The organism is Robertmurraya sp. DFI.2.37, from assembly GCF_029211245.1.
Classification (GTDB): Bacteria; Bacillota; Bacilli; order Bacillales; family Cytobacillaceae; genus Robertmurraya; species Robertmurraya methanolica_A.
Genome location: NZ_JARGEJ010000012.1, coordinates 1 through 24,087, shown reverse-complemented (window position 1 = coordinate 24,087; position 24,087 = coordinate 1). Strand labels below are relative to the sequence as shown.

The window sequence follows — 24,087 nt, the reverse complement described above, 5'->3', positions numbered from 1 at the left end:
ACAACTTATCCACCATACGTTGTGGATAAACGGAACGGTTGTTCTACCTTCATATTTTTGTTAGAGTAAGAATACAGCTAAGGGAACTTACATAATATGTATATTCACCCTTTATTAGAACGAGTAATCGAGGAGGTGAATTCTGACATGAGAAAGCTGTCAGATGAACTACTAGTTGAATCCTATTTCAAAGCGAAAGAATTAAATTTATCAAAAGACTTCATCCTTCTAATTGAAACAGAAATTCACCGTCGTTCTTTAACTCATAAAATAAAAGCCTCTTCATAATTTACCATTGCCCAAAAGGGCTTTTCTTTTTGTTAATTTTGCTTGGATCGCATATAGCCAAGCACATCACCAACTCTTACTTCCCTTGGTGTTACATGATTTTGCACCGGTTCAATTGAATCAGGGTTAAATAAGAGGATCACGGTCGAGCCAAAAGTGAAATAGGCAATTTCCTCGCCTTTTTCCAATTGCTCACCCATATGAATCGATTCAATCGAATTAACAAACATCGCGCCCACTTTCACAATCGCTGCTACACCGGAATCATGTTCAACTTCTGTAATTTTACGATAATTTTTTGCTAGCGTGTCTCTGCCATACTTAAGTCCATGGCGGTTTACAGGGTACGACTTCTTACCTAAAGTCCATTCACCCACCACTTTTCCTGAGAGTGGGCTATGGATGCGATGATAGTGACTAGGACTTAAATAGAGCAGGAAGTAAGTACCGTTCATATATTTTCGTGCTTTATCATCGCTACCAAGCATTTCCAGGACGGAGTATTGCTTCCCTTTAACGGTCAAGGTTAGTTCAGTTGAAATCGAGCCGATATCTTCTAATACGGCGTCTACCGGACTTACAATCGAGTTTACACGAGCATCAATCGTCCGAGCTCCGATTTTCAATTTTCGAATGAAAAAATCATGTAGAGTCGCGAACTCTTCTATCGGGGTTGCCATTTCATGTACATTGACCTTGTATATTTTTGCAAAAGAAGGAATGAACAATCGACTTGCTCTCGATTGAGCCAATTTTTTCAACAAAAATGATGTCCACCTTCCATTCGTTAATTCAATTAAATTTCGGTAAAACCATTGAATCAAATCGCATTCCTCCATTAATTAACCCATTATATAACGACGTTTAGACAAAACTGTATTGTACCATACTATTTTAATTTCAGCTATACTACCTTACCCGCTTTATCATACCATATTTATTACCTTGATGAGACTCAGGTAACCATGACCATTATTAAAACATTAGCTTTCTTAAACCGAATTGTTAATAAACTGAATGCGTGTAAAGCTTTGATTTCACACGACTTATCGTCATACTGAAAGGTCTCCTGAACCGATGAAACGATGGCAGAAAACACGTTATCTCCTCTCGTTTCATCGGTTCAGGGAGAAAATAAACAAAATCATCACTGACATATAACAGGGGCAGAACTTGTTAGAAACAATGTCCATATATCAGAGGTTAATTCCAAAGTGTCACCTTGTTATGCTTTCACAGCTTGAGCTCGAGGGAAGGTATCATGGAAACCGCAACCACAAATTCAAACCCTATAACAAAAAACAGCACCCATCTCTGAGTGCTATCTTTACTTCGTTATTTTCCTTCTGTCAATCGTAAAAATTCTTCAACATCATCGATGCAAAGTTGAACAGCTCTCTGCCAAAAATCAGGTTTTGTTAAATCGACATTTAGATGTTTAAGAGCCAAATCTTCCACAGTCATTGAGGCTGTATCTTTTAATAAAGCAATATATCTTTCTTCGTACCCTCTCCCTTCTTCTAAAGCTTTCGCATAAATGCCTAATGAGAAGAGATAACCGAAAGTGTACGGGAAATTGTAAAAAGGTACACCTGTAATGTAAAAGTGTAGCTTTGAAGCCCAGAATAAAGGATGGTATTCTTCAAGCGCTCCACCGTAAGCTTCTTTTTGCGCCTCTGTCATTAATTCATTTAAGCGCTCCACACTAACAGTACCCCCTTTTCTTTCTTCATAGAATCTTGTTTCAAAAAGAAAACGGGAATGGATATTCATCAAAAGAGCTACCGAACGTTGAATCTTATCTTCAAGAAGTGCAAGCTTCTCCTCTTCAGAGCTTGCATTTTTCACGGAAGCGTCTGCAACAATCATCTCTGCAAATGTGGACGCTGTCTCCGCAACATTCATCGCATAATGACGATTTAATGTATGTAAATCTCTCATTGCATATGTATGGAAGCCGTGTCCTAACTCATGAGCCAATGTGGAAACATTGGAGGGAGTGCCTGAATACGTCATAAAGATTCTTGACTGGCTGTCTTCAGGGAAATATGTATGGAAACCACCAGGACTTTTTCCATCTCGATCCTCCGCCTCAATCCATCTCTCTTCAAATGCTTTTTTCGCAAATGTTGTCATTTCATCCCCAAATTTAGAGAAATGCTCGAGGATGAACTTTGCCCCTTCTTGATATGAAATTTTGCTTTCAGCTTGGCCAAGTGGTGCATCCAAGTCATACCAACTTAATTTACCAAGACCAAGCAGCTTTGCTTTTCTCTCCAAGAATTTCACAAGAGGCATTTTATTATCTGCGATTACTTGCCACATCGCATCCAATGTTTCTTTTTTCATTCGATTAATATCAAGCGGTTCTTTCAGTACCTCTTCCCAATCTCGTTGCTTATACACATTTAAACGAAAACCAGCTAAATGATTTAATGTTTTTGCCAGATAAGTGGATTTATCAGCCCAAGCGGTTTCCCAAGCTGCAAAGACATTCTTACGCACACTTCTGTCTGGGTTAGAAAATTTGTTTGCAGCTTGCCCTACTGACAACGCCTTGTTTGTTCCATCCTCATTCACATTTACTTTCATTGTACCGACAATGACATCATACATTTGACCCCAGCCATGATATCCATCAACACTTAAAGCATTAATAAGTGTTTCCTCGCCCTTTGAAAGCCTTTCACTCGCTGAACGTCTTCCTTCAGATAAGACGAAAGAAAGCTCCTTTAAACGATCTTGGGCCACAATGCCAGTCCAGACATCATCATGAATCGTCGTTAACTTTTGGTTTAACTCTGTCAAAACAATTTGGAATTCAGCATTTAGACCCGTGACATTTCCTCTTAAAAGAGCAGCCTTTGAGTCCTCTGTATTTTGAGCTTGTAAACAACTTACAAATGCACCCGCTTGACGAACTTTTTTTGTGACGACTTCAAATCTATCAACGATTGCCTTTAAATCCATTGCATCTTCTCGCACCTCATTTTTCGGTTCCCAGTTCGAAACGAGCGCTTTAAATTCTGCAACGAGCTGCTTCGTTTCCTGCAAATGCTGCGCAAATTGGGGGGAGCCACTTCCTCCTTCAAAAAAAACATCTAAATCCCATACTTCTGAATATGTATTCGTCCCCATGTAATTTCCTCCCATTTATAAACACTAAATTAAAAAATTTATTTTTTTCAGAAATTTCTTTTTAGTATATCACAATATATTTCGTTAGTCTAAAGATTACTAGTGCCAAAATGGAAGCAGCAAGCATTTTGCCTACTGCTAAAAGATAGATAGTATTAACTTTCCGCCTTAACGATAGGACCCCCCGAAGTACCACCATCCAAAGAAAATTAATAAAAGGACGAACAAAACAATCCATAACGCCGCCCAAGCACCACTTCCAGGATAGTATGGAGGTGGATAAGGGGATGGATATGCATAAGGACCAGGATATCCGTAAGCCATCTCACAACCTCCTTTAATCAAGACTCCACTAAATCCTCTCTTCATAATCTATTCAACAGCCTGCCATCTGTATAGGCAACTGTCGATTTCTGTTCAAATGAGAAAATAGAAAGACTTTGAAATCATAAAAAATATCTTTATGGGACAGACAAAAACAAACACGCTTTTACATAGGTATTAGTTATAGGCGAATGTTACATTAGCGGAGGTGCCAATATGTCTGGAATTTTGACTGCACTTGGAGTCTTAATTAAAGAGATTTTTTTTCTTGTCTCTTATGTAAAGAACAACGCCTTTCCTCAACCATTATCACCTGAAGATGAAAAAAAGTTTTTGCGTTTAATGGCTGAAGGAGATAGTCATGCTCGTAATATGCTAATCGAGCATAACTTACGACTTGTAGCCCATATTGTTAAAAAATTTGAAAATACAGGTGAGGACTCAGAGGATTTGATTTCCATCGGTACGATCGGATTAATAAAAGCGATTGAGAGTTATTCTGAGGGAAAAGGAACAAAGCTTGCCACCTATGCTGCTCGTTGTATTGAGAATGAGATTTTAATGCACTTGCGGGCTTTGAAAAAGACAAAAAAGGATGTTTCCCTTCATGATCCGATTGGACAGGACAAAGAAGGGAATGAAATTTCTCTCATTGATGTATTAAAATCTGATTCAGAAGATGTCATCGACACCATTCAATTGAATATGGAATTGGAAAAGGTCAAGGAATATATTGATGTATTGGATGGTCGTGAACGGGAAGTGATTGTCGGCCGATTCGGTTTAGATTTAAAAAAGGAAAAAACACAGAGAGAAATCGCGAAAGAGCTTGGAATTTCCCGGAGTTATGTGTCCCGGATTGAAAAGCGTGCACTGATGAAGATGTTTCATGAATTTTATCGAGCGGAGAAAGAAAAACGGAAAGAAGGAAAATAAAACATGTAGAAGCCGGTCTATAAATCCGGCTTCTATTTCATTTTTCCAACCGATTCATTAGGATAAATTTTTAGAGATTTTTCTCTTTTATTTAGTTTCTACAGTTTGTAAGTTTTCTTATTATGAGCTTTTCTGGAAAAACCTCTTAAACTATACGATCATTTGAGGCACCTAGACCAAATATAAACAGGAGAACACTGACCATTAGCAACAATAAGAGTGGAAGGTTCCAGCTAGCCGTAATGTCATGGAACAAACCAAACAAGGTCGGTCCTGTCGCTGCCAGCAAATACCCAACCGATTGAGACATACCGGATAAAGAAGCGGCATCGGAGGCATTTTTCGTCCGTAAACTCAAAAAGATCATAGCTAAACTGAACGCACATCCCCCAGCAATTCCTAATAAAATTGTCCATAACGAAATAAGTCTATTATCGCCGAAATAAAAACCACCTAATGAAACCAAAAACAGGAAAGCCATGATTAAAACGAGCACACGTTGGTTCTTCATGCGTCCTGCAACGATCGGCACAAAGAATGATACGGGGAGCGATGCCATTTGAAATAAAAAGAGCATCCAACCAGCGCTGTCCTCACTTAAGCCTCGACTTGTCATGATTTCAGGTAACCAAGCAATCAATACATAAAAAAGCAGTGACTGTAATCCCATAAAAAGTGTAATCGTCCAAGCCAGCGGTGAACGCCACAGACTTCGCCGAACCGACACACTGCTACTTGCCAGCCCCACTGAGGCTTGACTCACTCGAACTTGAGGTAGCCAAAATAGCGTGGCGATCAGAACGGGCAATCCCCAAATTCCAAGCGCGCCATTCCAACCTAAACCGAGATTGTGGGCAAGCGGGATACTCACACCCGATGCAATCGCACCGCATAAATCCATGGACACTGAATACATCCCTGTCATTAAACCGACTTTACGAGGAAAATCCCGTTTAATCAAACTTGGAATTAGCACGTTGCATACAGCAATCGCGAGTCCAAGCAAAATGATGCCAGCAAACATAGGAATGATTGCTGGCAACGTACGGATTGCGATACCAAACATTAACAATATCAATGCATATAGCATGATTCGCTCCATCCCGAAACGACGCGCTAAAATAGGCGCGAACGGTGAAAGAAACGCGAAAGCAAGCAACGGCAATGTTGTAAGCAGGCCGGTCGCAGTATTTGACAACTCAAGCGATTCACGAATGGATCCGCTCAATGGGCCTACCGACGTTAACGGTGACCTCATCGTCAATGAAATAAGGACGACACCTATGATAATCGGCCATCCCAATGAGAACGACTGCTTTGAAGCAGTTAACTTTGCATCACTGTGTACAGTCATGGTTGCTCCTCTCCTGTTCTTCTGTGATAACATCTTTTGATTCCTGGATATAGCAATGAACAGCTTCTACAGCACGATCAGCGTCCTGGGTCGACAATCGCTTCGACCAATTGACGATGTATTTCCAAGAAATCCGCTCCTGCTTCATAACGAGTCAAGCTTGTAATTGAATCTTGCAATGCTTCAGCAATGTGGCTGTATATTTCAATCAATATTTCATTATGAGACGCCTTGACGATTAATTGATGTAAATGTATATCAGCCGTTACAAAACGGTCAATATCATCTGACTTTGCCGCTTCCTCACACCGTTCCAACTGAACAAGAAGTTCACGCGCCTCGCCGTTTGTTCTGCGCTGTGCAGCTAGATGAGCTCCCTCACGTTCGAGAGCATGTCTCACTTCTAACGTTTGCAACGTATCCGAACGCATAATGCGTTTTTTCATCACGACACCTAAAGCACTTGAAGAGCAGACATAGGTTCCGTCACCTTGTTTCGTCTTCAAAAGTCCCGAATGTATTAATGCCCGAATGGCTTCCCTTAACGTATTTCGGCTAATATTCAACTCTTTCATTAACTCTGGCTCTGCTGGAATGCGCATCCCTACTTCCCATTTACCAGATTCGATTAAACTTTCCATTTGTGATGCAACTTGCTCAACAAGCGTTTGCCGATTTGGTTTCTGAAGCATGAATCTTTCCTCCGATATTAGCATTATAAAACATAGGATGTTTGGTTAATAGGTATACTATCATTCCTGTTACATTAAAACAACAAAAGGAAATAAACGCAGCTAAGAAGCGAGGAGAATTAATTTGTGATTTCTCCATACGCCTGAACAAAATTAAGCAATTCTGTATGCTCCAATAAGGAGAACGTGTTAATGGGATAGAAAGTGAATGTTATTTTTGGAAGAATTGAAATCACCTCTAGTAAGTTGGATAGTGGCCTGCTAAGCCATCAAAGAAGGAAAACTTCAATTAATGAGGTTTTTCAGCTTCTTTTAGAGAAAAATCAAACCTCAAAAAAGTAGTGGTGAAAACTATTCGTCTTCACCACTACTTTTTTTGTCTTTTCAGAAGTTTCTTCTTTTTTATTCCTCTGCAGTTGTCACTTCCGATATAATAATAAAACCGATTGTTCCACAGACGACAAAACCCATCACAATTGAAAACATTTGCCACACCCCATATGATTCAAATATGTTGTTAATTTGAATTTACCATATTTATAACGTAATAACGTTGGGGGAATGTGAACATTCTGTTAAGGCAAACTATTTATTTTTCTTTTTATCCGCCTAAATTCAAGGGTCAACAACAACACCTTTAAATACATAAGCTCACTCCTAACATTTTAGCCGTTTCGTTAGGTAGTATCCTTCTCCACCCAAAATACTCCATTTCTCCTTTGCATTAAAAACATCATCATTATGCCCACCTTTCTATCATTTTTTTAGGATAAGTTTTAAAATAAGCGTTGAGCGTTCAATGCCCGTGTTTTTGCCTGTTCATATGCATCCATTGCCTGCTGGTCACGAATTGCTTCTTCAAGCGTCATGTTTCGTTTTTTGATTGTCACAGTAAAGAATAAAATATTAAGCGTCATACCTATCACCCCCTTTAAATCCATTCATTAGCGATGGACTGAAACCATCGAGCATGCATTGATACGATGAAAGCTTCCTGTTATTTTGATTCTTCATCATTATCAATACCCTCCTTCCACTTTACATAACCTTTTTTGGACACAAAAATGCCGCAGAGCTTTCGAGCTGCGGCTAAAAAAGTGCATAAAAAGCCGCAGGACACAATTCTCCCTGCGGCATGAATGCTTATTTATAAAAGGTCATAATTTAAGCGATCCATTCCTTATCGGTCGAATGTGAAAATAATGCATATGAAATTGCAGATTCAATTAATAAAATTCCTTTAGACTTCATCATTTTCTTCGACCTCCTTTTAGAATATTTCGCTTCTAGTGGTAATTATATCCACAATTTTAATAATTGTAAACCTTTTTTTTGCCTATTTTATGAAACAGGCTTTTATTCCTCTTCTAATCCTTGTTTTAAATCGTCAATCAAATCCTCCACATCTTCTAACCCTACTGAGATTCGCACTAATCCATCTGTAATCCCTAACGCAGTACGACGCTCTTTTGGAATAGAGGCATGGGTCATTCGAGCAGGCACGGATATAAGACTTTCCACAGCTCCTAAACTTTCTGCAAGTGTGAAATATTTAACCCTTTGCAAGAGCTTATCTGCATTGTCTTCACTTCCGACATCAAAGGAAACCATTCCTCCGAATCCTCTTGCTTGGTTTTTGGCAATTTCATGATTTGGATGTGTTGATAAACCAGGATAGTATACTTTATGAACACGCGGATGCTGCTCAAGAAATGCAACAATTTCTTTCGTGTTGACCTCTGTCTCTTCCATTCTAATGCCTAGCGTTTTCATTCCTCTCATCAATAACCAAGAATCTTGCGGTCCTAACACTCCACCTGTAGAATTTTGTACGAAATGCAACTCCTCAGCAAGCTTCTCGCTGTTAACAACCACCAATCCAGCAACGACATCAGAATGACCGCCAATGTATTTCGTAGCACTATGGAGAACGATGTCCGCTCCAAGTTCAATTGGATTTTGCCAATATGGAGTTGAAAATGTATTATCCACAATCGTTAATAACTGATGCCTTTTTGCTATCTTTGCGGCTTCGCGAATGTCCGTAATTTTCAGCAATGGATTCGTCGGTGTCTCGATATAAACGGCCTTTGTATTTTCTTTGATTGCTTTTTCGATCTCCTCTAAATTACTTGTATCGACAAAAGTAGCTTCAATGCCAAAGCGGTTCAAAACTTTAGCGATGACTCGATAGGTACCACCATATACATCATCGGTCAAAACAATGTGGTCGCCGCTATTAAATAACATGACAACCGCAGTAATCGCTGCCATTCCTGAACCGAATGCAAAGCCAGCATGGCCCCCTTCCACCTCTTTTATAAGCTCCTCTAGGGCATGACGGGTCGGGTTTCCTGTACGAGAATATTCGAAGCCTTTATGACCACCAACACCATCCTGCTTATATGTGCTTACCTGATAAATCGGTACTGAAACAGCACCAGTCGCAGGATCTCCTGAGATTCCACCATGAATTAACATTGTTTTGCGTTTCATCCTAAATCCCTCCTTCATAAATCTTCTTACTTAAATATCTTTCACTACCATCTGGAAATATCACGACAATATTAGTCCCTTTTGGAGCTTTTTTTGCTTCTTCTAAGGCAGCATAGAAGGCCGCTCCAGAAGAACTCCCCACTAGTAAACCTTCTCTCCTGGCAAGCTCTGTGACTAGCGTAAAGGCATCTTTATCAAAGACTGTATGAATAGCGTTAAAATAACTTGTCTCCATATAATCTGGGAGAAATTCCATACCGATCCCTTCCGTTTTATGTGGCCCAGGTTCGCCTCCGTTTAAAATCGATCCTTCAGGTTCTACAATCACTGTTTTAATATCTTCATTCTGCTCCTTTAAATACCGAGCAGTTCCCATAAAGGTACCACCCGTACCTGCTCCAGCAATAAATATATCAATCTGTCCATCTAATTGCTCCCAAATTTCCGGCCCTAACGTTTTATAATACGTACTAGGGTTTGCTGGGTTGGCAAATTGCTGTGGTGAAAATGAATTAGGAATTTGTTGCAGCAATTCATCTGCCTTCTTAATCGCCCCTCGCATCCCCTCTTCTGTCGGAGTATGAACGATTTCTGCTCCTAAAGCCTTCATTAACTCTTGCTTTTCCAAACTAAATTTTTCAGGAACACAAACCATCACTCGAATTCCAGAATGAATCGCAGCTAGCGCTAGTCCAATTCCCGTATTTCCAGCAGTGGGCTCAATAATTGTACTGCCTTCCTTTATTTTTCCTGCCGCTAACGCTTCATGAAGAAGTTCCACTCCTAAACGATCCTTTACGCTTCCTCCAGGATTAAAAAACTCAAGCTTAGCGAAGATTCGAACCCCTTCTGGAAGAGGAAATTGGCTAATCTCCAACATTGGAGTACGACCGATGAGCTCATGAATATTTTTATATACGTTCAACCTTCTCACCCTTTATGAAAGGCTTTTTTCGCGAGCATAACTCTCCTTAAATCCACCAATATTAGGATAGCCAAAAGTGCCGCGTTAAAATATTAATCCTTCCGGTTTTCGCAAATGTATAAATTTCTTTTTAGTTTTTCGCAATCGCCGCCACGATTTTAAGCACTAGTGTGGCAGAATTAACAGCAGCTTTTTCTAAAAATTGTTCAAATGACAGATCAGATTCCTTCCCTGCAATATCGGAAAGCGCCCGAATAATAACAAATGGTGTTCCAAACTGATAGGCCACTTGAGCAATCGCAGCTGCTTCCATCTCAACAGCTTGAAGATGAACAAATTTATCTTTAATTGCCTCAACGCGTTTCGGATCACTCATAAAAGAATCCCCTGTTGCAATCAAACCTGTTACAACTTGAACTTCATCGATTTCAGCCGCTGCCTTTTGCGCGATTTGAACTAATTCACCATTGGCTTCAAAAGCAGGCGGAAGCTGGGGAACTTGCCCGTATTCGTACCCAAAGGCAGTCACGTCGACATCATGATGACGAACCTCATCAGAAATGACAATATCACCAACATTTAGTTGAGGATGAAAACCTCCAGCAGATCCTGTATTGATAACGTAATCAGGCTTATATTTTACTAATAAAATCGATGTCGACATTGCCGCATTTACTTTGCCAATCCCTGAACGAAGCAAAATAACCTTTTCACCAGCTATTTTACCTAGAGTAAATTCACATCCGGCAATTGTTTCTACGGTCCTATTCTCCATTTTCTCTCTTAATAGTGTAACCTCTTCCTCCATGGCTCCAATTATGGCAATTGTCATGTTCATACCTCTTTCTTATTTTTTTAATGCTTCCATAATCCAGACAAAATCATTCATTTTTTCAAAGGATACTGTAAAATGATTCTCCTCTAGCATCTCCTTTAAAATGGGAATGGTTGTATAATATTCCCGTTCCAGATCCTCTGCTAAATTGTGAAAGCCTTTTTCGCTAGCGTCTTTAATTGCCTGCTTATATGCTTCAACTGATTGATACATCGTATCCGCAAACACTATTTTACCACCTAATTCGAGGATGTTTCCATAAGCAGCGATAGCTTCCGCTTTTTCTTTGTCTGTTAAATGGTGAAATGCATATGAACTGACAATGGATTGCACACTCTTTTTAAATTCAAAGCTTAGAAAATCGCCTTCTTTAATTTCTGCCCGATTTCCGATCTTTTCTTGTGCAAGCTTCCTCATGGCTGGAGAAGGTTCGAAAGCTGTAACCGTTCTCCCTCTTTTAAGCAATTCTTCTGTCAAATTTCCTGTACCAGGACCAAATTCAATAACATGCCCGAAAGTGCGTTTGGCTACCTCAGCTAAAATTGCTTCATAATGTCGAAAAACTTCTTTATATTCCAGATCATGGCCGGTTACTGTTTCATCATAGTGGTCAGCCCATTCTTCAAATAGCTCAATAAATTCTTTTCCCATATCTACACTCTCCAAATTTGACATTTTAAATTATAACAATTCCTATGAGTATACTATGTTTTTATGGAAAATCCGTTCTTAATGTACCACATGAAACACCCCTAGGCAATAAATTGATTCGTTTTCACAAAAAAATTTGTTGCTTCTTGATAGCATTTTCACGAACGAAAATCCTTGGAACGCTGGATGTTAGAAATATTTGACTTTTTTTAGTTCTCGGTACAACTAGAAAAGAAGCAGTTCTTTCAGTAAAAAAGGATTTTTTGATCGCCATTCTTACTTGACTTCATGGAGTTTGCCAGACGATAAAAGAAATAAAAAATAGAGCAGCTAATGATTGAGAAATTCAATCATCCACTGCTCCATTGTTCCTTTCATTCATTTCACTATATTTATCTAATTTCTGCCAATTCCTCTACCTTCGTCGGTTTCCAGCCCTTGCCATCAACCCATTCTATGTAAACGCGGTAGATTTCTGCTTTGTTTTTTGAATAAACCGTTCCGACAGATTTATTCGGTCCATTATTCCCTAAAAAATGAATCGTCATATTATTTTCTGCTAGCCCCGTCGCATAATGAATGGCTTTTACCATCTCATCCCAGTCAATTCCATCATATTGATTAACATGTACCCCTGTTTGTACAGTTCCAACAGGTTCCCAGCTTGGGTTTACAATCGTACGAATCACATTTGAATCACTTCCACCCTCTGTGACGATCTCTTCTTCGTCATTAGGAGGGGATTGTTCCACCTCTTCTTTTGTCTTCTCTTCTTCAGCATCTACATTCGGTTCAGTCTCATCAACTGTTGATTCCTTTTCGGCTTCTTCTGGTGATTCCTCAGTCTCCGCCTGCTCTTCTGTTTCAATTTCTTGTTGTTGTTGCGTATTTTCCTCATCCCTATTCCCGAAAAAAATGTAGTAAGAAACAAGGATGATTAATATTAATACGATACCTATTAAACTATTCAGTATGACATTCTTTTTTCTTTCTTTTGTACGTCGCTGATATCGCGAGCTATCATATTCATTATTCATTCGTTATTGCCCTCCCCAAGCCACAATCAATCTACTTTCACTTTTAAGGATGACAACATTCTATCATGTCTCCGTAAAAACTTGAAGGGATATACCACCTAGATAAGATGATACTATCGTTCAGATCAGCACCAATCCTTTATTCATTGAGAAACTAGCCTCAAAATGCATCCTTTTATTTCTACTCAACAGACTCCTCATTCACATGATGATCTAGTTCGTATAAACCCTTCACCATATCTGCGAAAAGTGGGGTAACAGAGCCTCCTGAATCATCTACACCTAAATTAACAGCAACCAGTGCGTATTTCGGTTGTTCAAATGGAAAATAGCCGGCAAACCACTTGTTTAACAATTGCCTATCTCCATCGATAATTCCCGTTTCCGCCGTACCTGACTTGCCAGCAACATCATAAGGAAGACCTTGCAACCCCCTTCCCGTTCCCTCCTCATTCACTACAACTTCACGAAGGAGCTTTTGTAGTTTCATTGCCGTATATGGTGAAATAGCTGCATCCTCTAGTGATTTTTCCTCAAATGGTAGCAGGGAAGTTCCATTCCGGTATTCAATCCCTGTAGCTACTCTTACCATTTCTCCCTTTCCTCCTCTAGCGATTGTGGCCATCATATTAGCTACTGCAAGCGGCGTAACCCTCACTTCATGTTGTCCAATTCCAGTCATCGCAACAAAATTATCATCTTTTTTTGCAGACTCATCTAAAAAAATTCGACCTTTATCCTCCTCGGCAATTTGTCTGAAATCCTCGAAATGATAAATATCTCCTTGCCAGCTAACAGGACCGATGAGAGATAGCTTTTTAGCATAATCTTCAATTAGTCCCTCGTCCAGCTCCTTCAATTCCTTTGCTAATGTTCCAAACGTGTTATTGCAGCTTAAAGCGAAGCTTTCTGTAAAATTAAGCATGCCATGCTGATAATTCGGATCCTCTTTTCCCATGATCGTTTTATCGCAATCAAACTCCCTAGTAGGATCATCAAGGTCACGCTCAATAGCTGCTGCCGCAACAACTGTTTTAAAAACGGAGCCTGGAATATGCTGACTGACCATCATATTATGAATACCCTCTTCTTCAAATGGAGCCTTTTTGTTAATATTCGGCCTCGAAACAAGAGCGAGAATCGAATTGGTTTCAATATCAAGAAGTACAAGTCCCCCTCTTTTAATCTGATGTTGATCGACAAGCTCCTCGGCAAGCTCTTGCATCTTCTTGTCCAACGTTGTCTTCACATTGACAGGATAAAACGGATTCGCCGGCTCAACATATTTCACATTAATTCCGAACAATGGTCCACCGATACCATCAACATGATAGACCAGTTTTGACTCGCCGTCCGGAAGAAGAAATTCGTCGAAGCTTTTTTCCAAACCCGTCAAGCCAACGAGCGTATTTAATGGCAGTTCCTTATCTGGATATCTCTTTTTAATTGTATCGGGATTTTGCCCTGTTATTCCAATTAATTGTTCAGCCGGATAATCTGTTAAAGAATATTTTTTTTCCACAGCAAAAACACCAGGTATTTCAAGGCGATTAATTTCGCTCATTTGCTTATCAGTTAACGTAACAATTTCAGGGTTGCCAAATGCTATCGGTTCCTTCGCTTCTTCAATTGCCTGTTGCAGTGCGGTTGCTGAAACTTCCATAATTTCTGCTACCCTTTCTACATCCCACGTCATATTCTTTAAAAACGGAAAGAGAATGAGAACGGGCATCTTTTTATGGACTAAATACTCCCCATTCCGGTCAAGAAAGCTTCCTCTTCCATTATCAATAATCATTTCTTGTGAACGTTGCTTCACGCTCGCCGCAATCAAATTTACTTGACGCTTGGAAAAATGTTCTGTTGAAGCGAGCTGCAACTGAACAAGTCTGCCCATTAACACAGTTAGTGAACAAATTATGATCACAATCATAACGATTATTCTTTTTCTCCACATAAAAAACACCTCATCAAGAGTTTTGACGAGGTGTTTTCGTTTCAAACCACCGAAAGAGGTAATTTGCGTAAATTAGGGACAATATCCCATAAATTTTCATTATTTGTCTTTGAAATTATATATCAGTATTGATTTTTGGCTCATTTTCTCTCTGATTGTTTCATGGAATGAGCAAAAAGCTGTTTTCTCAATTAGTATTGTTTAATATAACCTATTATTTAATTTTTGTAATACGTACGTTCATTTCTCCACCTGGGGTTTGCACCGTTACTTCATCATCGACTTTTTTACCTAATAAGCTTTTGGCAATCGGAGAATCATTAGAGATTTTCCCTTCAAATGGATCTGCTTCTGCACTTCCAACAATTGTATATGTTTCCTCTTCCCCATCCGGCAGTTCTACAAATGTTACTGAACGACCTAGCGTCACAACATCACCACTTAACTCATCTTCTTCAATAATTTTTGCATTGCGGATCATATTTTCAATGGTTGTAATTCTACCTTCAACAAATGCTTGCTCTTCTTTTGCGGAGTCATACTCAGAGTTCTCAGATAAATCACCGAAGCTACGGGCAATCTTTATTCTTTCAACCACTTCTTTTCTCTTTACTGATTTAAGATGTTCTAATTCCTGTTGTAATTTTTCCTTTCCCGCTAATGTCATCGGGAATACTTTCTCTGTAGCCAAAATCCTTCACTCCTTCTAGTTTCACAACCCCCATATAGATTGTGTATGTTTATATTTTTATCTCGAGCAATGGTATTGTTCCACTTATCAAAAAGGGACAAAAACCACTCCCATACAAATTGATGGGTGTAATGCCCTTGGTTCTATTCGTATTCTTTAACGAGTAGATATCTCCCTTCTCAGTTAAAAAATACTATATGTAACAAGCGTACACCCTATTCGTGAAATGCATAGGAGCGCGCCCTTATTTTTTCAGGGCGCGCAGTTAAGGTGTAAGAAACCATTCTCCTTGTTTAGAATAAGAAAAAATGACCTTTTCCATGATAGCCTGTAAGAGACAAAACGCTCCAGTCTCTCCGTGCTATTTTTTGAAACCGTTTTTCTTATTTACTGCCTATTGTGTCATAAAATTGATTTTTGTTCAAGAATTGTTTGAATCTTTGTGACCATCAAGTCAATCGCCACATGGTTATGTCCACCTTCAGGAATAATAATATCAGCATAGCGCTTCGTCGGCTCAATAAACTGATTATGCATTGGTCGAACAACATTTACATATTGATCAATGACAGAATCTAATGTCCGACCACGCTCTTTAATATCACGAGATAAACGACGTATGATGCGAATATCTGCATCAGTATCAACATAAAGCTTAATATCCATAATACTTCTTAATCGTTCATCCTCTAATACAAGTATTCCTTCTAAGATAATAACATCCCTAGGCTCAACTACTACCACCTCTTCAGAGCGGGTATGGAGTGCATAATCGTATACAGGCTTTTCAATCGATTGATAATTTTGCAGAGTTTGAATATGTTCAAATAGTAAATCATTATCAAAAGCCAGCGGATGATCATAATTCGTTTTTAAGCGCTCCTCAAAAGGAAGATGAGACTGGTCCTTATAATAAGAATCTTGCTCAATCATTAAAATGGAATGTCCTTTAAAACGATTATAAATCGAGCGGGTAACACTTGTTTTTCCTGAACCGGACCCTCCGGTTACACCAATGACAACAGGCTTGCGCATCCTCCTAAAGCTCCTTTCGCATCATGTTGTTCGGGTAAACGGGTTGGTTCACTTTAAATTTCACAATTTGTAGTGGATGACGAGCCGCATCTAACTCATTTCCATCCTCGTCCCAAATCTTATCGATGACGTGCGTAAAATTATTTATTTCTGGTCCGAAGAACTCTACTTCTTGACCCGGCTTGAAATGGTTACGCTGCTGCAATGTGACCATTTTCGTTTCCGGATCATAATCAAGCACGAGTCCAACAAAGTCAAATTTCGTCTTCTTGCTATGGTTTCCAAACATTTGCTCTTTATACCCTGGAATTCCTTCAAAAAATGCAGGCGCTGTATCACGATTAGCACATTTATCAAGTTCTTCGAGCCATTCACGCTTAATCTTAAAGTTGTCTGGATCAGCACAATAAGCATCTATCACTTTTCGATATACACTAACAACGGTCGCAACATAGTGAATCGATTTCATTCTTCCTTCAATTTTCAAGCTATCAATGCCTATTTCGATCATCCGTGGGATTGATTCAATTAACTTTAAATCCTTAGGACTCATTGCAAACGGTGCATCTCCTTCAGAAAATAAAGATACCTCGCTATCTCCTTGCAGATCATATAAATCGTAATCCCAACGGCAAGATTGACAGCAGCCGCCTCGATTCGAATCACGTGCCGTCATATGATTACTTAATGTACAACGGCCGGAATAAGCGATGCACATTGCCCCGTGAATAAACGTCTCAATTTCGATATCGACTTTCTCTTTCATTAGTTCAATTTCTTCTGCACTTGTTTCACGGGCAAGTACTACACGCTCCAAGCCTTCTTCCTTCCAAAACTGAACTGCTTTCCAGTTTGAAAGTGACTGTTGTGTACTTAAGTGCACTTCTATTTCTGGCGCTAGTCTACGACAAGTTTCAATTATGAGGGGGTCAGCAACGATAATCCCAGCAATCCCAGCATCTTTTAGACCAAGAATATACTCTTCTAAACCATCTATGTTTTCATTATGAGCAAATATATTGGTGGTTACGTAGATTTTTGCCCCATATTTTTTGGCAAACTCCACGCCTTCCTTCATTTCTGCAAATGTGAAATTCCCTGCATTTGAGCGCAATCCGTACTCTTGACCACCAATAAAAACTGCATCCGCACCATAGTGGACAGCAATTTTTAATTTTTCAAGATTCCCCGCTGGTGCGAGCAATTCCGGCTTTTTCACAATAACACGCTTTCCGTCCACAATTTCTGAAATACGTTCTCGCATTGTCGTGGTCATCCGTGAACCTCCTTTTTATTTTAAAACTAACTTATTATCCCTTTTATATAAAATTCAAGCTGCTTCCGCTTTTCTCTATTCAGCTCCAGTCCCCTAACGCCTATTGGACTTCCGGTTGCCTCCCTACGATAAGTCAAACTCGGTTCGCTTTCGCTCCTCGGTTTTCCTTTATCTCAGTCGCTGTCCTTCCAGTTTGTACGGAGATGAACGAGCCGCTTCCGCTTTTCTTTGTCTAGCTTCAGCGGCTATCTCCTTGCAAACTTCTGGCCACCTCCCTACGATAAGTCAAACTCGGTTCGCTTTCGCTCTCGGTTTTCCTTTATCTCAGTCGCTGTCCTTCCAGTTTGTACGGAGATGAACGAGCCGCTTCCGCTTTTCTTTGTCCAGCTCCGAGCGCTATCGGCTCGAGGTCATAAGCCATTCTGTCAAGGAGGTTAAATAACAACCTCCCTGCCAGCCTGTCTTATGCTTGTCGCCGATGGGCAAGCGCTCTCCGCTTTTCTTTTAATACACGGTTTCTTTAAAGTAGAAGCCGGTATCGAGTTTGCGGTTTGGTGGTTGGATTTTTTCTATCTCAGCTAATAATTCATCTTTTTCGTCTTCATATTGATCGGGATCGTTTGCACAAAGGTCAATTGCTTTTCGATAAAGGGCTGTTACTGCCTCAATATATTCAGAGCTTTTTAAAATCCCGTCTATTTTAAAAGAATCAATTTCTGCTTCTATTAGCTCTTGCAATTCATCAATCATACAAATATCATTTGGACTCATAATATGCGTCCCATTGGAATCCTCAAAAATTGGATATTTGCTTTCACGCTCTTTATCGTGCAAAAACATATTTTTATTTTCTTTACGGTTTTCAATTTCAAGTGCTTTTCCTTGGTACTCAAAATAATTTCCCAGCAAGGAGCGCTTTGATTGAAACATTGCAGTCATGCCATGAATCTGAACTTCAATTTCAACCTCTGCATGCTCTTTGATTTCAATAACCGAATCTAAATTAATTTCTTTCGCTAATACTGCACGCTTAGCCCCTTTTTTTCCCCAATAATTACAATGGTACCAATTCGTTCCAGTTGTTTCCGTGCTCCAATGCAGCTTGAGCTCAGGAGCAACTTCTCTGGCAATCATTAAAACAGCGGGATCGCCAAAAATCACTGCATCTACTTTAGCATCATTGAGAAATCTCAGATAATCATAAAGTTCATCGATCTTTTCATTATGAAAGATCGCATTAACAGCAACGTATACCTTTTTCCCTTCTGCATGGGCGGATTCCGTCGCTTTCATAATGTCATCTTTTGAGAATTCACCAGCAAGTCTTAAGCCATAACGCTCTTCTCCGATGACAAATGCATCTGCACCTGCATCAGACAATGAAGATATATCGTCAACACTCTTTGGTGTCACTAATAATTCAGGTTTTTTCAACTTTTTCACCTCTTTTTACTTATCGCAACGCCATCTCCAACAGGTATAATAACCGTATCATATTGAGAATGTCCCATCAGCCATTCATTAAACTCGTGAATTTTTCTCACTAAGCTTCGAATACGTCGATTTTCAATATGAGGATCACACACAAGCCCTTTAAATAAGACATTATCAGTAATCATGATTCCATCCTTCGATAAATAGGAAGAATACATTTCAAAGAATCGTCTATACTGCCCTTTTGCCGCATCAATAAAGATCGCATCAAACGGCGCAAAGCGCTTAACCTCAGCTTCAACTTCTAACGCATCTCCTTTAATTAAGTAAATTTGATCTTGTTTACCCGCCTGCTCAAAAAAACTCTCCGCTTGCGAATAACGCTCTTCGTCTCGTTCAATAGTAACGATTGTTGCATTGGGAAGAGCATCGGCCATCCTTAAAGCGGAATAACCAATAGCTGCTCCAACTTCCAAAATAGAGGCTGGCTTTTGAATTCGCAATATTTGTAGAAGCGCTTCAATTCCAGTCGGCTCCATAATGGGCACTTGCTGTTGCAGAGCTAATTTTTCCATTTGTTGAAAAAGCTCTGTTCTTTTTGGAATCATCTGTTCAATGTATTGCTCTATTTCTCCATGCATCGATTGTTTCACCTCGGTTCTCCCGTTTCCATGCAATAAAACGGAAGGTACATATCTATAGACATGAAAAAATAGCGTCCACAGAGTAGATTCGCAGGATACTGGCTAAGCCATCAAAGAGAATCGAGCTTTTCTGTGATACACGCTATCGGCTGTCCTATAAAACACTTTTTCTATTTTAGCATATATGTTTTAATATCACAATAATCGATAATAGTCTAGAAAAATGATTAATATTACGAAAAAAGACTGGAATGCACATGCACATTCCAGCCTTTATGAAGCCATGTATGGGTTCTTTGCCTCACTTGTAAGAGAACCTATTTTTCCTAAAATATAAACTGTACGATATTAATTCGTGATATGTTCCGCTTTTTTGCGATTATGTTCATCCAATGTCTTGGAGAACAGTACATCTCCAGCTCCTGTCGCTAAGAAGTACAGGAAGTCTGTTTCCGCTGGATATAATGCAGCTTCAATTGAAGAAACTCCAGCGTTAGCAATTGGTCCAGGAGTTAAACCTTTATTCTTATATGTGTTATAAGGATCATTTACTTCTAGATCCTCATACAAAACCCTGTCTTTATGCTCTCCAAGCGCATATAAGACCGTCGGATCTGTTTGTAAAGGCATGTCAATATCCATACGATTGTAAAAAACACTCGCAATTTGATCTCTTTCTACTTGCTCAGTTGCCTCTTCCTCAATCAATGATGCCATTGTTAATAATTGGTGCGGTGTATATTCCATTTCTGCCATTGGACCAGTATATTGTTCAATTACTTCTTCAGACTTCGCCAACATCACCGTGACAATCTCCTCTATTGAAGGATCTTCCTTATAATAAGGGTAGGTAGCTGGGAATAAATATCCTTCTAAAGGATATTTGATATTTTCATTAAAAATCTCATTCGTTAAGAGGTTAGGGTATAATTGCATCATCTTATTTATAAATGCCTCATCATTTAATTGAGCAAACACCTCATCCACATCGTGATCTGTCTTCTCACCAATAATTGTTGCAATCTCACTCAATTGTTTTCCTTCAGGAATGGTAATTTTAAAGACAACCTCTTCTTCTATTTTTCCTGTCTTTAAGCTTTCAATGATTTCGGGAAATGTCATGGCCGGTGTCATTGAATATTCTCCTGCCATAAATTCTGATTCATTCTTAAATTTCACATAATATTTAAATACTTTCGCATCTTTTATAATGCCATTTTCCTCTAATATTTGCGAAATTCCTGTAACAGAAGATCCAATAGGAATTTCGACTTTTTTCTCTGTTTTACTATCCGGATCAACAGGCTGCAATGCATTTTTTATGTAAAAATAACCACCTGTTAATGTTCCTCCGATAAGTAAAAATAATACGCTCGATATGATAAATACGATTTTTCGTACGACTTTCGCTTCTTGCTGACGCTCTATCATTTTTTCACGCATATATTCTTTCTTTGATTTTTTTTCATCTGATGCCATCGGTTTCCCCCCAAATAAAAGAAAATGGATATCATTTCCTCTACTAGCCAATCATCTCGCATTATTATACTATATTTTTTTTATTAAATTCGCAATAAAAGACATAAAAACAGCATATTTGCATCATGGAAGATCAAGAAAATCGAGCACTTTTGCAACAATCACTGTGAAGAATATGACTCAAGTAGCATTACAGCGGAGTATATTGTAGAGTTTTGAACTGATGGCGTCGTTATTCATCTTCCTATAAATTCCCTCTCACAAAAGAAAGCTGGCACTTGCCAGCTTTCAGACTCGCAAAAAACATCGAGAGCCTTGAATTTTTTCTTATTTTTTAAAAAGAAGTTGCGGTAAAAATCATTGATTTACGCTTCAGGCTCTTGCTTTCCTAGGGGCGTTCGCAAAGTATCCTCGTCGCTTTTGCTGAGGCTACTGAAAAAGTTTTCAGCGGTCTTTTTTTCCATGCTGTCCGCTGTTCTGTCGAGGGAAAAAGCAAATGGCGTTGGTTTCTGCCAATTTGTTTTATATTGGCGCTGTTACTCGAATTAAACTCTTGCAGACCTCATTTGTTCCGGTCGAATACACCTCTTATTCGGACTGAAGCCTTTCTCGCTTTTCTCGTTCTGTCCGAATATACTTCTTATTCGGACTAAAGCCTTTCTCGCTTTTCCCGTTCTGTCCGAATATACCTCTTATTCGGACTAAAGCCTTTCTCGCTTTTCCCGTTCTGTCCGAATATACCTCTTATTCGGACTAAAGCCTTTCTCGCTTTTCCCGTTCTGTCCGAATATAATTTCAACTCCAGATCATACATTTTTAAAACAGATAATGCGGAAACAAGCAATTGTAAACGCAAATATCTATCAATGAATTTGAATACAACCAAATACAAAAAAATAAAAAGCAATAGTGTAGAAAAAAATGTTGTCATTATATTCTCCTAAGTCTCAAGATGCACACAAGGTATTATTAACACAAAACGGAATCGATCTTTGTCCTTCCATATTTTCGAGGTTTATAAACAACAAGACCAATTAGAAATAAATTCATATGGGATTATGATACTTTTCATCTACAATAAGTGTAACGTATTTATATACTATAAATTAGTCTTAAAAAGATGGCCTTTTTCCCAAGTTCCAATGATGATGTGCTTATCTTTATTACAAAACTCAGCAAAACATGCATAAGGAAATGTCTCCTCATATATTAATTCTAATGTAGCAAAATCTAAGATCAGAACTTTGTTACTATATGTGACAATAATAAAATCACCATTTTCCGATAGGCTTATATAACTTAAGTAATCAAGCTCTTCTTTTGAAAAAAGTTTGGACACATCTACTTGTTTTATGACGTAACGAAAGCCTGAGTCAATCATTAATAAAGCATCATTGCACAACAACAAATACTTATCCATGTCATGATTATAGACGATGGCATCCCACTTAAAACGATTAAGGTTATTTTCTATTTCAATGAGGTAATTTTCGTTCCGTTCTTTTATCTTTATTAATTTATTTTCAAGAAACCCTGTGTTTACATCATAATAATCTAAAGTAAAAAAATGCACTCCAGCTTTTGTAACCAACTGGTTAAATTTTATAGCATGATCTTTGAACGTAAAGTCTGTCAGTGCTTTTTTCTTCCCGTTAATCATATTTATTGAGACTATTTGTTGGTTGCCGTTGATTTTTACAACATCGAGTATCGTGTGATGATCCTTTGTCAGACTAAATTCGGTTTCTAACTGTTGCATAGATTTGGTTGTTTTTAGCTTTTTTAATAATTGATAATCTTTTGTACTATACACTCCAATAGTACCGGTTGTCCCCTTTATTAAGAAGTAATTATCATCTTTTGTAAATTTGATTACCGCTGGATGAGAAAACTTTAATTCCACCATGGTTTCAAAAGTATTCATATCATGTATAAAAACTTTCGTAGAGGAACTTCGAGCAACTAAACGTTTGTTATGTGAGATGGTTAGACGATATGATTTTCTAAATTCATGAATGGGATATAATTGAAGCATCATTAAACCTCCAAAAAGGAGTGTAGCACCTGATAACCACATTTAATCGTTTCCAAAAGCGGATATGACTTTAAATTGCATCATGAGTTGTAATAGTGTAGCAAACTAATGAACTCCATACGCAGCAGGAATAGCAAAAGCCGGGATCGACATTCATCAGTGGATAATTATTTGCAGAATTATAGTATCTCTCCCTTAATTATCAAAAATATACTCGTAAAGTGTAGTAAAAACCTTTACACCCATTTCACATTAAATATTTATGGAACATTTTTTTGGGGTGTTCAGACAGCTCATTTATATCTTTTGTGTGATGTAGTTTTCCCGAAACTTTATTGTAAATATAAAATCCTTCTTCCCCTTTAAAGAAACAAGAAAAAACAAATTCCTTATATTGAGTAATTTCTGAATCAATTTCTCTTTCACCTTTAAACAACTTAACTTTTTTTACAAGTAAATTTTCACCATATTCATCTGTTTCGACTATCATTTTATATGACTTACCTATATTAATTAATTGATTGTTTTTAAAGTCCTTGTTTCTCTTATCAAGCCTAATAAACGCAAGAAATACTATAAAATAGATAGTTAACCCTAGAAATCCGATCACTTTTAACATCTCTTTACCATCCTAAAATTTTTATTTACATCTTTGCTTGCTAAAATTATCACTTGAAAATGTATTCAATAATCCAAAATTTTCAAACAACCGTCAATATTAAAATTAAGTCTTTGGATTGTCAACACTAAACTAGACAGTTTTCTTAAGGTGTGTAAGTTTGTATTCCACTGGACTTAAATAATCTAAAGTACCATGGATACGTAGGTGGTTAAACCAGTGTACATAGTCTGTAAACTCT

General features: G+C 38.5%; 23 protein-coding genes and 1 pseudogene. 2 read left to right on the top strand and 22 right to left on the bottom strand.

Annotated features, from left to right (window positions below; all coding sequences use genetic code 11):
* The first annotated feature begins 147 nt into the window (after positions 1–147).
* Positions 148–288, top strand: a complete 141-nt coding sequence (gene sda / locus PZE06_RS08770) for a sporulation histidine kinase inhibitor Sda (protein WP_095306896.1) — start codon at positions 148–150, stop codon at positions 286–288.
* Between the two features lie 32 nt (positions 289–320).
* Here sda and PZE06_RS08765 read toward each other — a convergent pair whose 3' ends face one another.
* From PZE06_RS08765 to PZE06_RS08755, 3 genes are all read right to left on the bottom strand, one after another.
* Positions 321–1,112: a phosphatidylserine decarboxylase gene (locus PZE06_RS08765; RefSeq protein WP_150915321.1), complete on the bottom strand. Its 792-nt coding sequence runs from the start codon at positions 1,110–1,112 to the stop codon at positions 321–323.
* 511 nt (positions 1,113–1,623) lie between these two features.
* Entirely contained in the window at positions 1,624–3,426 is a 1,803-nt protein-coding gene (locus tag PZE06_RS08760) for a M3 family oligoendopeptidase (protein ID WP_150915320.1), read from the bottom strand.
* Between the two features lie 168 nt (positions 3,427–3,594).
* Positions 3,595–3,750, bottom strand: a complete 156-nt coding sequence (locus PZE06_RS08755) for a hypothetical protein (protein ID WP_191963198.1) — start codon at positions 3,748–3,750, stop codon at positions 3,595–3,597.
* A gap of 216 nt (positions 3,751–3,966) precedes the next feature.
* Here PZE06_RS08755 and sigK point away from each other — a divergent pair, with 216 nt between their 5' ends.
* Positions 3,967–4,686 carry an RNA polymerase sporulation sigma factor SigK gene (sigK, locus tag PZE06_RS08750; RefSeq protein ID WP_150915319.1) on the top strand — a complete coding sequence of 240 codons (720 nt, stop codon included), beginning with the start codon at positions 3,967–3,969 and terminating at the stop codon, positions 4,684–4,686.
* A 145-nt stretch (positions 4,687–4,831) separates the two neighbouring features.
* Here sigK and PZE06_RS08745 read toward each other — a convergent pair whose 3' ends face one another.
* The 19 genes and pseudogenes from PZE06_RS08745 to PZE06_RS08655 form a co-directional block, all read right to left on the bottom strand.
* Positions 4,832–6,040: a CynX/NimT family MFS transporter gene (locus tag PZE06_RS08745; RefSeq protein ID WP_150915318.1), complete on the bottom strand. Its 1,209-nt coding sequence runs from the start codon at positions 6,038–6,040 to the stop codon at positions 4,832–4,834.
* Positions 6,024–6,732: pseudogene (locus PZE06_RS08740) on the bottom strand (FadR/GntR family transcriptional regulator). Before PZE06_RS08740 ends, PZE06_RS08745 begins: the two are co-directional and overlap by 17 nt.
* Positions 6,733–7,508: 776 nt before the next feature.
* Positions 7,509–7,649, bottom strand: a complete 141-nt coding sequence (locus PZE06_RS08735) for a YrzI family small protein (RefSeq protein ID WP_150915317.1) — start codon at positions 7,647–7,649, stop codon at positions 7,509–7,511.
* Between the two features lie 439 nt (positions 7,650–8,088).
* A complete protein-coding gene (locus PZE06_RS08730) occupies positions 8,089–9,228 on the bottom strand; it encodes a bifunctional cystathionine gamma-lyase/homocysteine desulfhydrase (protein WP_150915316.1) in 1,140 nt (379 codons plus the stop codon).
* A 1-nt stretch (position 9,229) separates the two neighbouring features.
* Positions 9,230–10,153 carry a PLP-dependent cysteine synthase family protein gene (locus PZE06_RS08725; protein WP_150915315.1) on the bottom strand — a complete coding sequence of 308 codons (924 nt, stop codon included), beginning with the start codon at positions 10,151–10,153 and terminating at the stop codon, positions 9,230–9,232.
* Between the two features lie 130 nt (positions 10,154–10,283).
* Entirely contained in the window at positions 10,284–10,985 is a 702-nt protein-coding gene (gene mtnN, locus PZE06_RS08720; protein ID WP_150915314.1) for a 5'-methylthioadenosine/S-adenosylhomocysteine nucleosidase, read from the bottom strand.
* A 15-nt stretch (positions 10,986–11,000) separates the two neighbouring features.
* Positions 11,001–11,639 carry a class I SAM-dependent methyltransferase gene (locus PZE06_RS08715; RefSeq protein WP_150915313.1) on the bottom strand — a complete coding sequence of 213 codons (639 nt, stop codon included), beginning with the start codon at positions 11,637–11,639 and terminating at the stop codon, positions 11,001–11,003.
* 392 nt (positions 11,640–12,031) lie between these two features.
* Positions 12,032–12,676: a YrrS family protein gene (locus PZE06_RS08710; protein WP_150915312.1), complete on the bottom strand. Its 645-nt coding sequence runs from the start codon at positions 12,674–12,676 to the stop codon at positions 12,032–12,034.
* 181 nt (positions 12,677–12,857) lie between these two features.
* The gene (locus PZE06_RS08705; RefSeq protein WP_150915311.1) at positions 12,858–14,633 is read right to left on the bottom strand and encodes a peptidoglycan D,D-transpeptidase FtsI family protein; all 1,776 of its coding nucleotides are present in this window, start codon (positions 14,631–14,633) and stop codon (positions 12,858–12,860) included.
* Positions 14,634–14,847: 214 nt separating this feature from the next.
* Complete coding sequence (gene greA, locus PZE06_RS08700) at positions 14,848–15,324, bottom strand: transcription elongation factor GreA (RefSeq protein WP_150915310.1); 477 nt, start codon at positions 15,322–15,324, stop codon at positions 14,848–14,850.
* 402 nt (positions 15,325–15,726) lie between these two features.
* Positions 15,727–16,359, bottom strand: a complete 633-nt coding sequence (gene udk / locus PZE06_RS08695; protein WP_150915309.1) for a uridine kinase — start codon at positions 16,357–16,359, stop codon at positions 15,727–15,729.
* 4 nt (positions 16,360–16,363) lie between these two features.
* Positions 16,364–17,635, bottom strand: coding sequence for a peptidase U32 family protein (locus PZE06_RS08690; protein ID WP_150915308.1), 1,272 nt, complete (start codon positions 17,633–17,635; stop codon positions 16,364–16,366).
* Positions 17,636–18,139: 504 nt separating this feature from the next.
* Complete coding sequence (locus PZE06_RS08685) at positions 18,140–19,069, bottom strand: peptidase U32 family protein (RefSeq protein ID WP_150915307.1); 930 nt, start codon at positions 19,067–19,069, stop codon at positions 18,140–18,142.
* Positions 19,070–19,074: 5 nt separating this feature from the next.
* Positions 19,075–19,710: an O-methyltransferase gene (locus PZE06_RS08680; protein ID WP_150915389.1), complete on the bottom strand. Its 636-nt coding sequence runs from the start codon at positions 19,708–19,710 to the stop codon at positions 19,075–19,077.
* A 351-nt stretch (positions 19,711–20,061) separates the two neighbouring features.
* Positions 20,062–21,192 carry an endolytic transglycosylase MltG gene (gene mltG, locus PZE06_RS08675; protein ID WP_137743863.1) on the bottom strand — a complete coding sequence of 377 codons (1,131 nt, stop codon included), beginning with the start codon at positions 21,190–21,192 and terminating at the stop codon, positions 20,062–20,064.
* 649 nt (positions 21,193–21,841) lie between these two features.
* The gene (locus PZE06_RS08670; protein ID WP_275791666.1) at positions 21,842–22,123 is read right to left on the bottom strand and encodes a hypothetical protein; all 282 of its coding nucleotides are present in this window, start codon (positions 22,121–22,123) and stop codon (positions 21,842–21,844) included.
* Positions 22,124–22,291: 168 nt separating this feature from the next.
* A complete protein-coding gene (locus PZE06_RS08665) occupies positions 22,292–23,230 on the bottom strand; it encodes a hypothetical protein (protein WP_150915306.1) in 939 nt (312 codons plus the stop codon).
* A 244-nt stretch (positions 23,231–23,474) separates the two neighbouring features.
* Entirely contained in the window at positions 23,475–23,846 is a 372-nt protein-coding gene (locus PZE06_RS08660) for a hypothetical protein (protein WP_150915305.1), read from the bottom strand.
* Positions 23,847–23,978: 132 nt separating this feature from the next.
* Positions 23,979–24,087, bottom strand: a 109-nt coding sequence (locus PZE06_RS08655) for an IS3 family transposase (RefSeq protein ID WP_275791668.1), incomplete at its 5' end; no start/stop codon positions are given.

Excerpts from the sequence above, each read along its gene's own strand:
- sda (WP_095306896.1), top strand. The coding sequence starts at position 148 with ATGAGAAAGCTGTCAGATGAACTACTAGTTGAATCCTATTTCAAAGCG.
- PZE06_RS08760 (WP_150915320.1), bottom strand. The coding sequence starts at position 3,426 with ATGGGGACGAATACATATTCAGAAGTATGGGATTTAGATGTTTTTTTT.
- PZE06_RS08755 (WP_191963198.1), bottom strand. The coding sequence starts at position 3,750 with ATGGCTTACGGATATCCTGGTCCTTATGCATATCCATCCCCTTATCCA.
- sigK (WP_150915319.1), top strand. The coding sequence starts at position 3,967 with ATGTCTGGAATTTTGACTGCACTTGGAGTCTTAATTAAAGAGATTTTT.
- PZE06_RS08745 (WP_150915318.1), bottom strand. The coding sequence starts at position 6,040 with ATGACTGTACACAGTGATGCAAAGTTAACTGCTTCAAAGCAGTCGTTC.
- PZE06_RS08735 (WP_150915317.1), bottom strand. The coding sequence starts at position 7,649 with ATGACGCTTAATATTTTATTCTTTACTGTGACAATCAAAAAACGAAAC.
- PZE06_RS08730 (WP_150915316.1), bottom strand. The coding sequence starts at position 9,228 with ATGAAACGCAAAACAATGTTAATTCATGGTGGAATCTCAGGAGATCCT.
- mtnN (WP_150915314.1), bottom strand. The coding sequence starts at position 10,985 with ATGACAATTGCCATAATTGGAGCCATGGAGGAAGAGGTTACACTATTA.
- PZE06_RS08715 (WP_150915313.1), bottom strand. The coding sequence starts at position 11,639 with ATGGGAAAAGAATTTATTGAGCTATTTGAAGAATGGGCTGACCACTAT.
- PZE06_RS08710 (WP_150915312.1), bottom strand. The coding sequence starts at position 12,676 with ATGAATAATGAATATGATAGCTCGCGATATCAGCGACGTACAAAAGAA.
- PZE06_RS08705 (WP_150915311.1), bottom strand. The coding sequence starts at position 14,633 with ATGTGGAGAAAAAGAATAATCGTTATGATTGTGATCATAATTTGTTCA.
- udk (WP_150915309.1), bottom strand. The coding sequence starts at position 16,359 with ATGCGCAAGCCTGTTGTCATTGGTGTAACCGGAGGGTCCGGTTCAGGA.
- PZE06_RS08690 (WP_150915308.1), bottom strand. The coding sequence starts at position 17,635 with ATGACCACGACAATGCGAGAACGTATTTCAGAAATTGTGGACGGAAAG.
- PZE06_RS08680 (WP_150915389.1), bottom strand. The coding sequence starts at position 19,710 with ATGCATGGAGAAATAGAGCAATACATTGAACAGATGATTCCAAAAAGA.
- mltG (WP_137743863.1), bottom strand. The coding sequence starts at position 21,192 with ATGGCATCAGATGAAAAAAAATCAAAGAAAGAATATATGCGTGAAAAA.
- PZE06_RS08670 (WP_275791666.1), bottom strand. The coding sequence starts at position 22,123 with ATGACAACATTTTTTTCTACACTATTGCTTTTTATTTTTTTGTATTTG.
- PZE06_RS08665 (WP_150915306.1), bottom strand. The coding sequence starts at position 23,230 with ATGATGCTTCAATTATATCCCATTCATGAATTTAGAAAATCATATCGT.
- PZE06_RS08660 (WP_150915305.1), bottom strand. The coding sequence starts at position 23,846 with ATGTTAAAAGTGATCGGATTTCTAGGGTTAACTATCTATTTTATAGTA.